This is a genomic window from Variovorax sp. GW458-11-26-14-LB1 (assembly GCF_059423965.1).
In genome coordinates, this window is sequence record NZ_JBWKYW010000004.1 from 119,216 (window position 1) to 132,800 (window position 13,585).

Here is a 13,585-nt window from a genome sequence, read left to right on the forward strand (position 1 = left end):
CAAAGCGGCATCGACCTCACAGCATGGTCGTCAGTGCTCTAAACTTCTGTCTAATCAAGCACTTACACGACCGCGCTGGTGAAAAACATTATAGGTGCGAAGAAAAGCCCCGCGGGGGCTCCAAATCCCGCAGATCGACCCGCGGGCGCCGACACCGGCACGCCGCACGCCGCCATCCACTACCTGACCGTCGACGCTGAATCCGCCGGGCAGCGGCTCGACAACTTCCTGTTTCGCCATCTGAAAGGCGTGCCGAAGACGCACGTCTACCGGATCATCCGGTCGGGCGAAGTGCGCATCAACAAGGGCCGGGCCCAGGCCGAAACCCGCATCGAAGACGGTGACCTGGTCCGGATTCCGCCGGTCCGCATCTCGCCACGCGCTGAAGAGGGCGCCACGCCGCCCGCGCCGGCGCGCGAGTTTCCGGTGCTGCTCGAAGACGAGGCCGTGCTGGCCATCGACAAGCCCGCCGGTGTGGCGGTGCACGGCGGCAGCGGCGTGAGCTTCGGCGTGATCGAGCAGTTGCGCACGGCGCGCCCGGGCGCCAAGTTCCTGGAACTGGTGCACCGGCTCGACCGCGAAACCTCCGGCATCCTGCTGGTCGCCAAGAAGCGCAGCGCACTGGTGGCATTGCAGGACCAGTTTCGCGAGCGCGAAACCGGCAAGACCTACCTGGCGCTGGTCGAAGGCGACTGGCCCGCCAACAAGAAGGTGCTCGATGCGCCGCTCGCCAAATACCTGCTCCCCGACGGCTCGGGCGCCGGTGCCGGCGAACGCCGCGTGCGCGTGGTCGCCAAGGACCACCCTGACGCCATGCGGGCCGTCACGCTGGTGCGCGTGCTGGCCCGCCTCAGCCTGCCGGGCGACGCCACGCCGCTGTCATTGCTGGCGGTGACCATCAAGACCGGGCGCACCCACCAGATCCGCGTGCACCTGGCCTCGGCCGGGCATCCGATTGCCGGCGACGACAAATATGGCGAGTCCGAGCGCCAGCGCGCCTTGCACAAACTCGGCCTCAAGCGCATGTTCCTGCATGCGTGGCGGCTGCAATTCAACCACCCGGCCAGCGGCGAGCGCATTGCGCTGCAGGCCGGGCTGCCGCCCGAGCTGCATGCGCTGATGTCGCGTGCGGCGCTCGAGGCGATGGCGCAACACCCCACCCCCACGGCCCATGACTGATTCTTCCGTTCGCCCCCCGCGCTTCGACCTGATCGCCTTCGACTGGGACGGCACGCTCTACGACTCCACCCGCCTGATCGTGCGCTGCATCCAGGCGGCCGTGGTCGATGTCGGCGGCGCCAAGCCCAGCGAGGACGATGCCGCCTGGGTGATCGGCCTGGGCCTGGCCGAGGCGCTCGCGCGCGCGGCGCCCGACGTGCCCAAGGAAAAGTACCCCGAGCTCGGCGCCCGCTACCGCTATCACTTCCTGCAGCACCAGGACGACCTCGTGCTGTTCGACGGCGTGCTGCCCATGCTCGATGCGCTGCGCGCGCGCGGCCACAAGCTGGCCGTGGCCACGGGCAAGTCGCGTCGCGGCCTCAACGAGGCCCTGAAGACGGTGGCGCTGCGCGACCGCTTCGACGCCTCGCGCACCGCCGACGAAACCTTCGGCAAGCCGCATCCGCGCATGCTGCTCGAACTGATGGAAGAGCTCGACGTGCCGGCCGAGCGCACGCTGATGATCGGCGACACCACGCACGACCTGCAGCTGGCGCAGAACGCCGGCTGCGCCAGCGTGGGCGTGGGCTTCGGCGCGCATGCGTCGTCCACCTTCGACGAATTCAAGCCGCTGTACGTGGCGCAGTCGATCGCCGAGCTGCAGGCCTGGCTGCTCGACAACGCCTGAGGGGCAGGGCATGAGCAACCAGCGCATCCCGTTGTGCAACGCTTCGGACCTGGTCGAGGGCGGCAACGCCGTGCCCTTCGACGTGGTCCACGGCGGCGAAACCTGCCGTGCCTTCGCGGTGCGCTTCGAGGGCCTGCCGTACGCGTACCTCAACCGCTGTAGCCATGTGGCGATGGAGATGGACTTCCAGCCCGACCGCTTCTTCGACGACAGCGGCCAGTGGCTGCTGTGCGCCACCCACGGCGCCGTCTACAAGCCCGACACCGGCGAATGCGCGGGCGGGCCGTGCCGCGGCGGGCTCGTGAAGATCGCGCTGAGCGAAGAAGACGGCGTGGTGCACTGGCATACTGACTGGAACCTCCAACCTCTTTCCTTCTGACATGACCGATCCGAACCGCAGGGAACCCCAGGGTTTCGAACCGCTGGAGCCGGCCGTCCCCCTCACGACATCCCAAGACAGCCCCCGCACCATGGCCCAAGATCCCACGCAGCGCCCCGGGTGGGAGCGCGCCACGCTCGAGAAACTCGCGTTCGCCTCCCTGAATGAGCAGAAGGCCACGCGCCGCTGGAAGACCTTCGTGCGCCTGGGCTGGCTGGCTTTCTTCGTGTTCCTGGCCTGGTTTGCGTTCTCGCGCAGCACGCCCAGCACCGCCAAGACCACGGCCCATACGGCCGTCGTCGAGATCAAGGGCGAGATCGCCAACGGCGGCGACGCTAGCGCCGAGTTCGTGATCGCCGCCATGAAGACGGCCTTCGAGGACGAGGGCGCCAAGGGCGTGGTGTTGCTGATCAACTCGCCCGGCGGCAGCCCGGTGCAGGCCGGCATCATCAACGACGAGATCAAGCGCCTGAAGGCCAAGCACAAGAAGCCGGTCTACGCGGTGGTCGAAGAGACCTGCGCCTCGGCGGCGTACTACATCGCCGCCGCCGCCGACAAGATCTTCGTCGACAAGGCCAGCATCGTCGGCAGCATCGGCGTGCTGATGGACGGCTTCGGCTTCACCGGCGTGATGGAAAAGGTCGGCGTCGAGCGCCGCCTGCTGACGGCCGGTGAAAACAAGGGCTTCCTCGATCCGTTCAGCCCGATGAACGACGCGCAGCGTGCGCATGCCCAGTCGATGCTCAACCAGATCCACACGCAGTTCATCAACGTGGTGAAGACCGGCCGCGGCGACCGTCTCAAGCTCGACACCCCGGGCCTGTTCAGTGGCCTGTTCTGGAGCGGCGAACAGGCCGTCGAGTTCGGCCTGGCCGACCAGCTGGGCAACGTCGACTTCGTGGCACGCGAGGTGATCAAGGCCGAGGAAGTCATCGACTACACGCGCCGCGACAACGTGGCCGAGAAGCTGGCCAAGAAGTTCGGCGCCGCCATGGGTGCGGCCTCGGTGAGTGCGCTGAAGACTTCGCCGGCGCTGCGCTGAGCGCGGCTTTTTTTCAGGCGGCGCTGCTGTCGTCGCTGCCGGTGAAGCGGGCCGAGGCTGCCAGCGCGGCGGCAAAGGCCACCACCACATAGAGCGCGGCGGTCAGGGAGCTGACCCGCGCCAGCAGGCCGATCACCGCGGGCCCTGCCATGAACCCCAGGTAAGCGATGGCCGACACGGCCGCAATGCCGTTGGCGGGCGCCACGCCCGGCACGCGGGCCGAAGCGCCGAACAGGATCGGCACCACGTTCGCAAAACCGACGCCGACGCCAGCGAAGCCCAGCAAGGCGAGCCAGGGCAGGTCGGTCAGCAATACCAGCGTCATCGCCCCCGCCGCCAGCAGGCCGCTGCCGCGCAGCAAGGCCGTGGGTGAGAAGCGGGCGCGCATCGCGTCGCCACCGAAACGCGCAGCCGCCATCGCGGCGGAAAAGCTCGCATAGGCCAGCGCGGCCTGCTGCTGCGGGCTGCCCAGCTCCTGCTGCATGTAGAGCACGCTCCAGTCGTAGATGGCGCCCTCGGCGATCAGCCCCAGCGCGGCCAGCACGCCGAGCACCGCGAGCACGCCGCGTGGCAGACGAAAGCCGTGGTCCGCCGCAGCCGCACCGTCGGCGGGTGCGGCCGGCGTGGGCAGCATGCGCGTCGACGCGATTGCGACCAGCCCGATCATCACCACGGCCACCGTCCACAAGTGGGTCTGCGGCGCCATGCCGGCGGCCAGCGCCGCGCTGCCGCTCGCGGCGCCGACCATGCCGCCGAGGCTGAACATGCCGTGCATGCCGCTCATCAACGGCTGATTGCCGCGCAATTCGAGCTGCGCGGCTTCGGTGTTGATCGCCACGTCGAACACGCTGGTGACCAGGCCGAACACCGCCAGCAGGCCCAGCAGCGCGGCATAGCCGGGCATCGCGATGAGGCCGGCGATCAGCAGGGCGTAGACGCAGCCGCAGAGCGCGGCCATGCGGCGCGGGCCGTGATGGCCGATCCAGCGCCCGGCGCTGGTCAGGCCGACCATCGCGCCGGCGCCGGCCGCGAGCATGGCGAGCCCGAGCTGCGCCTCGTCGATGGCGTAGTGCGCCTTGACTGTCGGCACGTGCACGCCCCAGGTCGCGAAGATGAAGCCCGACGCGAAGAACTGGGCGCGCGACGCCCAGCGCGTACCGGCCGTGACGCCCGGCCCCACCCTCAGCGCCCGATCGCGAACACGGCGGGCAGGCGCTCGTCGGTCGTGGCCTGCGGCTTGGCGGCGCGCCAGGCTTTCACCGTCTCGCTGCGCACCTGCGCGGTGGCGAGCGTCAGGCCGCGCGCGACGGCGAGGCGGGTGTTGTGCTGCAACGTCTGCACCAGCGCCTGCAGCAGGGCGGCGTTGCGGTACGGCGTTTCGATGAAGAGCTGCGTCTGGCCGGTCTTGAGTGCGAGCGCCTCGAGCTCGCGGATGCGCGCCTGGCGTTCGCCGCCGTCCTGCGGCAGGTAGCCGACGAAGGCGAAGTTCTGTCCGTTCAGGCCGCTTGCTGCGAGGGCCAGCAGCAAAGACACCGGTCCGGTGAGCGGCACGACGGTGATGCCCAGGTCGTGCGCGGCGCGCGCCACCGACGAGCCAGGATCGGCCACGGCGGGCATGCCGGCTTCGCTCAGCAGGCCGACGTCGTGGCCTTCGAGTGCGGCGGCCAGCAGCGGGCGGGCGTCGAACTGGCCGGCGTGGTCGCCTTTCTTGTGCACCTCGCGCGGCAGTTCCTGGATGTTCTGCGCCTGCAGCGGCGCGGCCAGCGGCACGACGGCGTCGATGCGCTTCAGGTAGGCGCGGGCCGACTTGGCGTTCTCGCAGATCCAGTGCGTGATGCCTGCGGCGGCCTGCAGCGTGCCCAGCGGCAGGGCGTCCTGCAGCGGGGCCTGGAGGTCGCAGCCGAAATCGAGCGGCGCGGGGACGAGGTAGAGCTTGCCTGGGGTGGTCACAGCAGGTCGACCCCCGCGGCGCGCAGCATCCGGCAGGTGCGGATCAGGGGCAGGCCGACCAGCGCGGTGGGGTCGTCGCTGTCGATGGCGTCGAGCAGGGCGATGCCGAAGCCCTCGCTCTTGGCGCTGCCGGCGCAGTCGTAGGGCTGCTCTGTTAATAGGTAGCGCTCGATGGCGGCGTCCGAGAGGTCGCGGAACACCACGCGCACGGGGGCGATGTCGCGCTGGACGAAGCCCGTCGCATGGCAGACGACGGCTACGGCGGTCTGGAAGATCAGCGTCTGGCCGCGCATGCGGCGCAATTGGGCGGTGGCTCGTGCGTGGTCGCCGGGCTTGCCGAGCGCTTCGCCCGCCAGGTCGGCGACCTGGTCGGAGCCGATCACCACCGCGTCGGGAAAGCGCGCGGCCACGGCATTGGCCTTTTCCAGCGCCAGGCGCTCGGCCAGCGCGCGGGGCGTTTCGCCGTCGAGCGGGGTTTCGTCGACGTCGGGGGCGTGCACCTCGAAGGGCAGATGGAGGCGGGTGAGCAGTTCGCGCCGGTAGCGCGAGGTCGAGGCGAGGATCACGGTGCGTTGCATGCAGCGATTGTGCGTGAGCGACCGGACCCGACCGGCTCGACGGGTTGCTCGCCTGGGAGGCCGGCCGGCGCGCTAGACTGGGACGGATGAAGAGAGAATTTGCCCCCGAAAGGCTCAATGTGCCCGCGTTCACCGCGGCGGCTGCCACGCTGGATGGTGCCGATCCGGTCCCGGGTTTCGCACGCCTGGTCGCCGAACTGGCGACGCCGGCCACCGATGCCGTGGTCCGCTGGGAAGCGACCGGCGAAGAGCGCCCCGGCGCCGACGGCAAGGCAACGCCCTGGCTGCATCTGGACGTCGAAACCACCGTGCCGCTGGTCTGCCAGCGCTGCCTGTCGCCGGTCGATACCGAACTGTTCGTGGACCGCTGGTTCCGCTTCGTGGCCGACGAGGCCACGGCCGAGGCGGAAGACGAGGAGTCCGACGAAGACCTGCTGGTCGTCAGCCGCGACTTCGACCTGCGCGGGCTGATCGAGGACGAGCTGCTGATGGAAATCCCCGTCATGCCGGTCCACGACGTGTGCCCGACGCCGGTGCGCCTGTCCTCCAGCGACGACGATTTCCAGGCGGCCGAAGAGGCCAAGCCGAACCCCTTTGCCGTGCTCGGTGCGTTGCGTCCGCGCAAGCCCGAAGAGGGCAAGTAGCCCTTTCTCTTTGGCTGGGCTATAATCATGGGCTTCGCGCGCGCCGCCGTGAGCAGCAATGCATACAAGGCAAAGGCAGAACGTGGCATTCCATGCATGCCGCCGGAGCTTTCGCCTCATTGCCACCGCTTGAGCCCGCATCCAGTCACCCACCTAACCGTCCAGGAGCCATCATGGCCGTCCAGCAAAACAAGAAGTCGCCTTCCAAGCGCGGCATGCACCGTTCCCACAACGCCCTGGGTGTGCCCGGCATCGCTGTCGAGCCCACCACCGGCGAAACGCACCTGCGCCACCACATCAGCCCGAACGGTTTCTACCGCGGCCGTCAGGTGCTCAAGAACAAGTCCGAAGCCTGATCTCGAATCCCAAGGCCAAGGCCCGAAGCTACTTTTGCTGTAGCGTCGGGCCTTTGTTTTGATGGCTGCGCCTTTTTCTCCCGAACTCACTGCTGCGCCCGCCGCAATCACGCTCGCCGTGGATTGCATGGGGGGTGATCATGGGCCGCGTGTCACGCTCGCGGCCTGCCGCGCGTTTCTCGAGCGGCACAGCGAAGCCTTGTTGCTGCTCGTCGGTGCACCGGCCGCATTGGCGGGGTTTGCCGACCATCCGCGCGCCCGCATCGTGCCGGCCAGCGAAGTGGTCGGCATGGACGATCCCATCGAAATCGCCCTGCGCAAGAAGAAGGACTCTTCGATGCGCGTCGCGATCCAGCAAGTCAAGGATGGCGCGGCGCAAGCGGCCATATCTGCCGGCAACACGGGCGCATTGATGGCGATCGCACGCTATCTTCTCAAGACGCTCGATGGCATCGACCGTCCGGCCATCGCGCCGCAGCTGCCCAATGTGAAGGGCGGGGCGACCACCGTGCTCGATCTCGGTGCGAACGTCGATTGCGACGCCGAAGACCTGCTCCAGTTCGCCGTGCTGGGCTCGGCGCTCGTTTCGGCATTGACCGGCAACGAATCGCCTTCGGTCGGCTTACTCAATATTGGCGAAGAAGCCATCAAGGGCAGCGAAACCATCAAGAAGGCCAGCCAACTGCTGCGTGCAGCTGCCAACTCCAAGGATCTGAACTTCTACGGCAACGTCGAAGGGAACGACATTTTCAAGGGCACGACCGACATCGTCGTATGCGACGGATTTGTCGGCAACGTGGCGCTGAAGGCCAGCGAAGGCGTCGCGTCGATGATTGGCGAGTTCATTCGTGTCGAGTTTTCGCGAAGCATTCTCACGAAACTGGTGGCTATTGTTGCTTACCCGGTTCTAAAAGCGTTCAAAGGTCGTCTGGATCACCGTCGCTACAACGGCGCGGCCTTGCTGGGCCTGCGCGGGCTGGTGTTCAAGAGCCATGGCTCGGCCGACGAAGTGGCTTTCGGCCATGCGTTGGATCGCGCTTATGATGCCGCTCGCAACAACCTGCTCGATCGCGTGCGGGCCCGCATCGCCCACGCCGCGCCTTTGCTCGCGCGGCAGGAGTCGGCGGCGCCGGCCGACGCGACAGCCCTTCACGCTTGATGACCCCTTTTTCGCGCATTACCGGCACCGGCAGCTACCTGCCCCCCCGCCGCGTCACCAATGACGACCTTGCCAAGGATCTGGCGACACGCGGCATCGAAACTTCCGATCAGTGGATCGTCGAGCGCACCGGCATCCACGCGCGCCACTTCGCGGCGCCCGATGTCAGCAGCAGCGATCTCGGCCTCGAAGCCGCGAAACACGCGCTGGAAGCCGCCGGTCGCAAGGCGAGCGATGTCGACCTGATCATCGTCGCGACCTCGACGCCCGACATGGTGTTCCCGTCGTCGGCCGCGATCCTTCAGCACAAGCTCGGCATTGCCGGCTGCCCGGCCTTCGACGTCCAGGCGGTCTGCAGCGGTTTCGTCTACGCACTGACGGTGGCCGACGCGATGATCCGCACGGGCACCGCGCGCTGCGCGCTGGTGATCGGCGCCGAAGTGTTCTCCCGCATCCTCGACTTCAACGACCGCACCACCTGCGTGCTGTTCGGCGACGGCGCGGGCGCGGTGGTGCTCGAGGCCTCCGACGAGCCCGGCATCCTGGCCAGCGACCTGCATGCCGACGGCAAGCACGTCGGCATCCTGTGCGTGCCCGGCCACGTGTCGGGCGGCAACGTGCTCGGCACGCCGCTGCTGCACATGGACGGCCAGGCTGTCTTCAAGCTGGCGGTCCGCGTGCTCGAAGACGCCGCGCGCGCCACGCTGGCCAAGGCCGGCAAGACCGAGGCCGACATCGACTGGCTGATCCCGCACCAGGCCAACATCCGCATCATGGAAGGCACGGCCAAGAAGCTGAAGCTGCCGCGCGAGAAGCTGGTCGTCACGGTGCACGAGCACGGCAACACCTCGGCCGCCTCGATCCCGCTGGCGCTCGACGAAGCCGTGCGATCGGGCAAGGTGAAGAAGGGTGAGACCCTCATGCTGGAAGGCGTGGGCGGTGGCTTCACCTGGGGCGCGGTGCTATTGAATTTGTAGTGCGTCGCGGCGCCCCGGAGCGGGCGTCGGCGCGGTGACGAAGAAACAACAATGAAATCCTTTGCTTTTGTCTTTCCGGGTCAGGGCTCGCAGGCGGTCGGCATGCTCGACGCCTGGGGCGATCACCCGGCCGTGGTCGAGACCCTGCGCGAAGCCTCTGAAGCGCTGGGCGAGGACATCGGCGCGCTGATCAAGAACGGCCCCAAGGAAGAACTGGCGCTCACCACCAACACGCAGCCCGTGATGCTGGTGGCTGGCGTGGCCGCCTGGCGTGCCTGGCTGGCTGAAGGCGGCGCCACGCCGTCCGTGGTCGCCGGTCATTCGCTGGGCGAGTATTCGGCGCTGGTGGCCTCGGGCGTGCTCACGCTCTCGCAGGCCGCACCGCTGGTGCGTTTTCGTGCGCAGGCCATGCAGCAGGCGGTGCCGGTCGGTGTCGGCGCGATGGCGGCGATCCTCGGCATGGCGTCCGACAAGGTGGTCGCCGGCTGCGCCGAAGCCACCGCCACGTTCGGCCCCGGCAGCGCCGAAGTGGTCGAGGCCGTGAACTTCAACGATCCGATGCAGACCGTGATCGCCGGCAGCAAGGCCGCGGTCGACAAGGCCTGCGAGCTGCTGAAGGCCAACGGTGCCAAGCGCGCATTGCCGCTGCCGGTGTCGGCGCCGTTCCATTCGAGCCTGATGAAGCCCGCGGCCGAAGCCCTGCGCGAGAAGCTCGCGAGCGTGGCGCTGGCCGCGCCGCAGATTCCGGTGCTCAACAACATCGACGTGGCCGTCGAGACCGATGCCGGCCGCATCCGCGATGCCCTGGTGCGCCAGGCTGCCGGTCCGGTGCGCTGGGTCGAGAGCGTTCAGGCCTTGAAACTGCGCGGTGCAACCGCCATCATCGAGTGCGGTCCCGGCAAGGTGCTGGCCGGCATGGTGAAGCGCATCGCCCCCGAACTGGAAGCCGCGTCGGTGTACGACCCGGCCACCCTCGCGGACGTCCGACAATCGCTCGCCGGCTGAACGCCGCCAGGCCCCGATACTCTTTCTCTTATGAGCACTCCCAAATTCGAAGGCCAGGTCGCCCTGGTCACCGGCGCAACGCGCGGCATCGGCGCTGCCATTGCGCTCGAACTCGCGCAGCGCGGCCTCAAGGTCGTGGGCACCGGCACCACCGACGACGGCGCCGCCAAGATCACCCAGGCGCTGAGCGCGTTCGACGGCCGCGGCCGTGCGCTCGACGTGAACGACGGTGCTGCCGTCGAAGCCCTGATCGACGAGATCGTGCAGGCTTACGGCGCGATCCACGTGCTGGTCAACAACGCCGGCATCACGCGCGACACGCTCGCCATGCGCATGAAGGACGACGACTGGGACGCGGTGCTTGACACCAACCTCAAGGCCGTCTTCCGTCTCTCGCGCGCGGTGATCCGCCCGATGATGAAACAGCGCTATGGCCGCATCATCAGCATCACGAGCGTGGTGGGCGCGTCCGGCAATGCCGGCCAGGCCAACTACGCGGCCGCCAAGGCCGGCGTGTCGGGCATGACCCGTGCGCTGGCCCGCGAACTCGGCAGCCGCAACATCACGGTCAACTGTGTCGCGCCGGGCTTCATCGAAACCGACATGACGGCCAGCCTGCCGGAAGCCCAGCAACAGGCGCTGCTCTCGCAGATCCCGCTGGGCCACCTGGGCAAGCCGGCCGACATCGCGCATGCGGTGGCCTACCTCGCATCGCCGCAGGCCTCGTACGTGACGGGGCAGGAGCTGCACGTCAACGGCGGCATGCACATGTAGCCGAAAGGCGCAATCTTTTTCCGTACCGGAGCGCGGGGCAAATGCCACGGGCCGCCCGGCTAAAATCCACCAGTTACCTACAACCCTTAGAGGGAATCAAATGAGCGATATCGAAGCACGTGTCAAGAAAATCATCGCCGAGCAGCTCGGCGTGGAAGAGTCCCAAGTGACGAACGAAAAGGCTTTCGTGGCCGACCTCGGCGCTGACTCGCTCGACACGGTCGAACTCGTGATGGCACTCGAAGACGAGTTCGGCATCGAGATCCCGGACGAAGACGCAGAGAAGATCACGACGGTGCAGAACGCCGTCGACTACGCCACCAAGAATCAAAAGGCCTGATCGGCCAGCTGACACTGCAACGACGGCCGGCGGCTCTTTTTTCAACCGCCCGCGCCGCTCGGCAGCTGCTCAGCGCTTCCAGAAAGGTTTGCCGGCATGACCAAACGCCGCGTCGTCGTGACCGGACTCGGTTGCATCGCTCCTGTCGGAAACACCGCAACCGAATCCTGGACCAACCTGTTGGCCGGGAAGTCGGGAATTGCGAACATCACCGCGTTCGATGCAAGCGCCTTCGCCTGCAAGTTCGCCGGTGAGGTCAAGGGTTTCGACATCACCCAATACATCTCGGAGAAAGAAGCGCGTCACATGGACCGCTTCATTCATCTGGGACTCGCCGCCGCCATCCAGGCGGTGCAGGACAGCGGACTGCCGACCGGCGAAGCGCTGTCCTATGAAAAGGCCGTGCGCATCGGCTGCAACATCGGCTCGGGCATCGGCGGTCTGCCGATGATCGAACAGACGCACGGCGAGTACGCGAGCCGCGGCCCGCGCCGCATTTCGCCGTTCTTCGTGCCGGCGTCGATCATCAACATGATCTCGGGCCATGTCTCGATCAAGTACGGCTTCAAGGGCCCGAACATCGCCGTCGTGACCGCCTGCACCACCGGCCTGCATGCCATCGGCACGTCGGCGCGCATGATCGAGTACGGCGATGCCGACGTCATGATCGCGGGCGGCGCTGAATCGACCATTTCTCCGCTCGGCATCGGCGGCTTCACCGCGCCTCGCGCGCTGAGCACCCGCAACGACGATCCCGCCACAGCCTCGCGCCCGTGGGACAAGGACCGCGACGGCTTCGTGCTGGGCGAGGGCGCTGGCGTGCTGGTGCTCGAGGAGTACGAACACGCTAAGGCGCGCGGCGCCAAGATCTACGCCGAGGTCTCTGGCTTCGGCATGACCGGCGACGCGTACCACATGACCGCGCCCGACGTCGACGGCCCGCGCCGTTCGATGGCGATGGCACTGGCCAATGCGGGTGTCAACGCCGACGAGGTCCAGTACCTGAACGCGCACGGCACTTCGACGCTGATCGGTGACCTCAACGAGACCAACGCGGTCAAGCTGGCTTTCGGCGATCACGCGAAGAAGCTCGTCGTCAATTCGACCAAGTCCATGACCGGCCACCTGCTGGGCGGCGCGGGCGGCATCGAATCGGTGTTCACGGTGCTCGCGCTGCATCACCAGAAGAGCCCGCCGACGATCAACATCTTCAACCAGGATCCGGAGTGCGATCTCGACTACTGCGCCAACGAGGCGCGCGATCTGAAGATCGATGTCGCGGTCAAGAACAACTTCGGCTTCGGCGGCACCAACGGCACGCTGGTGTTCAAGCGCGCTTGAGCGTCGCTCTCCCATGCACAGCGCACCGTCGGTGACCTATCCGGTGGGGCGCACCCGCGGCGCGACCCGGATTCTTCTGGCCCTTTGGACCCTGGGCGTCTGCTGCGCGGGCGCGGCCTGCTATCTGTTCGATAGCAATGGCTGGCGCCAGTTGCTGCTGCTTCTCAGCGTCGTCTTTTCCGGTGTCGCGGCAGGTTTCGGCCTGCGGCGCGACGGTGCGGCGACGCTGCATTTCGATGGATCGCATTGGTCGCTGACCGGTGCCGATCCGACGCGCGGCGTGCTCGCCGCGCGCGCCGTGGTGGCGCTCGATTTCCAGTCGCTGTTGCTGGTCCGCTTGGCCGAACCCGGCCGCGCGGCGCGATGGGTCTGGCTCGAGCAGCGGGCCATGCCCGAGCGCTGGCGCGACGTGCGCCGCGCGGTCTATGCGCGGCCCCCGGCGGCCGAGCCGGCCGGCGATCCCTGGCGCGCGACCGCTCCGGCCGACGCGCCCTGACCCGTTTCGATGACCACTTCTTTGCCTCCCGTGCCTCCGGAGTCCGCGCTGCCCGATGAGGCGGCGCAGGCGCCGCGCCCGGGTGAGGTCGATTTCCAGCTGGTCCAGCGCACCGTCGCGGGCGACCAGAAGGCGTTCGAGCTATTGGTCATCAAGTACCAGCGCCGCATCGAACGGCTGATCGGGCGCATGGTGCGCGATGTCGACCTGATCGAGGACATCGCCCAGGAGACCTTCATCCGGGCCTACCGCGCGCTGCACCAGTTCCGCGGCGAGGCGCAGTTCTACACCTGGCTGTACCGGATCGCCGTGAACACCGCCAAGAAGGCGCTGGTGGACATGAAGCGCGATCCGACCGTCTCCGAAAGTGCACTGCGTTCGTCCTCGGACGACGAAGATGAAACTTACCGTCCTGGAAACGAACCAACCAGCGATGAAACCCCCGAATCGGTCATGGCGGCGAATGAAATCGCCAGTGCCGTCGAGGCTGCCATGGAAGCGCTCCCGACCGAGTTGCGCCAGGCGGTCACGCTGCGCGAGATCGAGGGGATGAGTTACGAAGAGATTGCCGAGGTCATGGATTGCCCGATCGGCACGGTGCGCTCGCGTATTTTCCGGGCGCGTGAGGCCATTTCGGCCAGGGTCAAGCCGCTGCTGGACAACCAGTCCGGCAAGCGTTGGTAGATCAGCAGGTGAAT

General features: G+C 67.5%; 17 protein-coding genes. 14 read left to right on the forward strand and 3 right to left on the reverse strand.

Translation table 11 applies throughout. The annotated features are described in order from the left end of the window. Positions 1 to 78: 78 nt before the first annotated feature. The 4 genes from AC07YS_RS04460 to AC07YS_RS04475 are packed head-to-tail and all read left to right on the forward strand — an operon-like array spanning position 79 to position 3,267. A complete protein-coding gene (locus AC07YS_RS04460; RefSeq protein ID WP_495268105.1) occupies positions 79 to 1,179 on the forward strand; it encodes an RluA family pseudouridine synthase in 1,101 nt (366 codons plus the stop codon). Then, on the forward strand, positions 1,172 to 1,846 hold the full coding sequence (locus AC07YS_RS04465) for an HAD family hydrolase (protein WP_369646079.1): 675 nt from the start codon (positions 1,172 to 1,174) through the stop codon (positions 1,844 to 1,846). Before AC07YS_RS04460 ends, AC07YS_RS04465 begins: the two co-directional genes overlap by 8 nt. Positions 1,847 to 1,856: 10 nt before the next feature. Next, entirely contained in the window at positions 1,857 to 2,225 is a 369-nt protein-coding gene (locus AC07YS_RS04470; protein WP_495268104.1) for a Rieske (2Fe-2S) protein, read from the forward strand. Position 2,226: 1 nt separating this feature from the next. Then, positions 2,227 to 3,267: a S49 family peptidase gene (locus AC07YS_RS04475; protein ID WP_056572114.1), complete on the forward strand. Its 1,041-nt coding sequence runs from the start codon at positions 2,227 to 2,229 to the stop codon at positions 3,265 to 3,267. Between the two features lie 13 nt (positions 3,268 to 3,280). Here the strand turns inward: AC07YS_RS04475 and AC07YS_RS04480 are convergent, their stop codons facing one another. Genes AC07YS_RS04480 through AC07YS_RS04490 form a run of 3 tightly spaced genes read right to left on the reverse strand, consistent with a single transcriptional unit; the run spans position 3,281 to position 5,795 of the window. Then, positions 3,281 to 4,447 (reverse strand): MFS transporter, encoded by a 1,167-nt coding sequence (locus AC07YS_RS04480; RefSeq protein WP_495268103.1) that lies wholly within the window; start codon positions 4,445 to 4,447, stop codon positions 3,281 to 3,283. Between the two features lie 2 nt (positions 4,448 to 4,449). Continuing rightward, positions 4,450 to 5,217 carry an SAM-dependent methyltransferase gene (locus tag AC07YS_RS04485; RefSeq protein WP_369646081.1) on the reverse strand — a complete coding sequence of 256 codons (768 nt, stop codon included), beginning with the start codon at positions 5,215 to 5,217 and terminating at the stop codon, positions 4,450 to 4,452. Beyond that, positions 5,214 to 5,795, reverse strand: coding sequence for a Maf family protein (locus AC07YS_RS04490; RefSeq protein ID WP_495268102.1), 582 nt, complete (start codon positions 5,793 to 5,795; stop codon positions 5,214 to 5,216). Before AC07YS_RS04490 ends, AC07YS_RS04485 begins: the two co-directional genes overlap by 4 nt. 86 nt (positions 5,796 to 5,881) lie before the next feature. On the opposite strand from AC07YS_RS04490, the gene AC07YS_RS04495 reads away from it, so the two are divergent. The 10 genes from AC07YS_RS04495 (at position 5,882) to rpoE (ending at position 13,571) form a co-directional block, all read left to right on the forward strand. Further along, a complete protein-coding gene (locus tag AC07YS_RS04495) occupies positions 5,882 to 6,439 on the forward strand; it encodes a YceD family protein (protein ID WP_095746469.1) in 558 nt (185 codons plus the stop codon). Positions 6,440 to 6,612: 173 nt separating this feature from the next. Beyond that, positions 6,613 to 6,795, forward strand: coding sequence for a 50S ribosomal protein L32 (gene rpmF, locus AC07YS_RS04500; RefSeq protein WP_057592299.1), 183 nt, complete (start codon positions 6,613 to 6,615; stop codon positions 6,793 to 6,795). A gap of 61 nt (positions 6,796 to 6,856) precedes the next feature. Then, entirely contained in the window at positions 6,857 to 7,954 is a 1,098-nt protein-coding gene (plsX, locus tag AC07YS_RS04505; protein WP_495268101.1) for a phosphate acyltransferase PlsX, read from the forward strand. Then, complete coding sequence (locus tag AC07YS_RS04510; protein WP_070062242.1) at positions 7,954 to 8,931, forward strand: beta-ketoacyl-ACP synthase III; 978 nt, start codon at positions 7,954 to 7,956, stop codon at positions 8,929 to 8,931. Before plsX ends, AC07YS_RS04510 begins: the two co-directional genes overlap by 1 nt. Before the next feature lie 51 nt (positions 8,932 to 8,982). Further along, entirely contained in the window at positions 8,983 to 9,936 is a 954-nt protein-coding gene (gene fabD, locus AC07YS_RS04515) for an ACP S-malonyltransferase (RefSeq protein WP_495268100.1), read from the forward strand. A gap of 30 nt (positions 9,937 to 9,966) precedes the next feature. Beyond that, the gene (gene fabG, locus AC07YS_RS04520) at positions 9,967 to 10,710 is read left to right on the forward strand and encodes a 3-oxoacyl-ACP reductase FabG (protein WP_062475549.1); all 744 of its coding nucleotides are present in this window, start codon (positions 9,967 to 9,969) and stop codon (positions 10,708 to 10,710) included. 100 nt (positions 10,711 to 10,810) lie between these two features. Further along, entirely contained in the window at positions 10,811 to 11,050 is a 240-nt protein-coding gene (gene acpP / locus AC07YS_RS04525) for an acyl carrier protein (RefSeq protein WP_007830471.1), read from the forward strand. 96 nt (positions 11,051 to 11,146) lie between these two features. Continuing rightward, the gene (fabF, locus tag AC07YS_RS04530; protein WP_062475546.1) at positions 11,147 to 12,391 is read left to right on the forward strand and encodes a beta-ketoacyl-ACP synthase II; all 1,245 of its coding nucleotides are present in this window, start codon (positions 11,147 to 11,149) and stop codon (positions 12,389 to 12,391) included. 13 nt (positions 12,392 to 12,404) lie between these two features. Then, the gene (locus tag AC07YS_RS04535) at positions 12,405 to 12,887 is read left to right on the forward strand and encodes a hypothetical protein (RefSeq protein WP_495268099.1); all 483 of its coding nucleotides are present in this window, start codon (positions 12,405 to 12,407) and stop codon (positions 12,885 to 12,887) included. Between the two features lie 9 nt (positions 12,888 to 12,896). Beyond that, the gene (rpoE, locus tag AC07YS_RS04540) at positions 12,897 to 13,571 is read left to right on the forward strand and encodes an RNA polymerase sigma factor RpoE (protein ID WP_235926394.1); all 675 of its coding nucleotides are present in this window, start codon (positions 12,897 to 12,899) and stop codon (positions 13,569 to 13,571) included. Positions 13,572 to 13,585: the final 14 nt, after the last annotated feature.

What these genes read in the sequence shown, in the direction of transcription:
- fabD (WP_495268100.1), top strand. Translation starts at nt 8,983, where the DNA reads ATGAAATCCTTTGCTTTTGTCTTTCCGGGTCAGGGCTCGCAGGCGGTC.
- AC07YS_RS04470 (WP_495268104.1), top strand. Translation starts at nt 1,857, where the DNA reads ATGAGCAACCAGCGCATCCCGTTGTGCAACGCTTCGGACCTGGTCGAG.
- AC07YS_RS04490 (WP_495268102.1), bottom strand. Translation starts at nt 5,795, where the DNA reads ATGCAACGCACCGTGATCCTCGCCTCGACCTCGCGCTACCGGCGCGAA.
- rpmF (WP_057592299.1), top strand. Translation starts at nt 6,613, where the DNA reads ATGGCCGTCCAGCAAAACAAGAAGTCGCCTTCCAAGCGCGGCATGCAC.
- AC07YS_RS04510 (WP_070062242.1), top strand. Translation starts at nt 7,954, where the DNA reads ATGACCCCTTTTTCGCGCATTACCGGCACCGGCAGCTACCTGCCCCCC.
- fabF (WP_062475546.1), top strand. Translation starts at nt 11,147, where the DNA reads ATGACCAAACGCCGCGTCGTCGTGACCGGACTCGGTTGCATCGCTCCT.
- AC07YS_RS04465 (WP_369646079.1), top strand. Translation starts at nt 1,172, where the DNA reads ATGACTGATTCTTCCGTTCGCCCCCCGCGCTTCGACCTGATCGCCTTC.
- acpP (WP_007830471.1), top strand. Translation starts at nt 10,811, where the DNA reads ATGAGCGATATCGAAGCACGTGTCAAGAAAATCATCGCCGAGCAGCTC.
- plsX (WP_495268101.1), top strand. Translation starts at nt 6,857, where the DNA reads ATGGCTGCGCCTTTTTCTCCCGAACTCACTGCTGCGCCCGCCGCAATC.
- AC07YS_RS04475 (WP_056572114.1), top strand. Translation starts at nt 2,227, where the DNA reads ATGACCGATCCGAACCGCAGGGAACCCCAGGGTTTCGAACCGCTGGAG.
- AC07YS_RS04495 (WP_095746469.1), top strand. Translation starts at nt 5,882, where the DNA reads ATGAAGAGAGAATTTGCCCCCGAAAGGCTCAATGTGCCCGCGTTCACC.
- fabG (WP_062475549.1), top strand. Translation starts at nt 9,967, where the DNA reads ATGAGCACTCCCAAATTCGAAGGCCAGGTCGCCCTGGTCACCGGCGCA.
- AC07YS_RS04535 (WP_495268099.1), top strand. Translation starts at nt 12,405, where the DNA reads ATGCACAGCGCACCGTCGGTGACCTATCCGGTGGGGCGCACCCGCGGC.
- rpoE (WP_235926394.1), top strand. Translation starts at nt 12,897, where the DNA reads ATGACCACTTCTTTGCCTCCCGTGCCTCCGGAGTCCGCGCTGCCCGAT.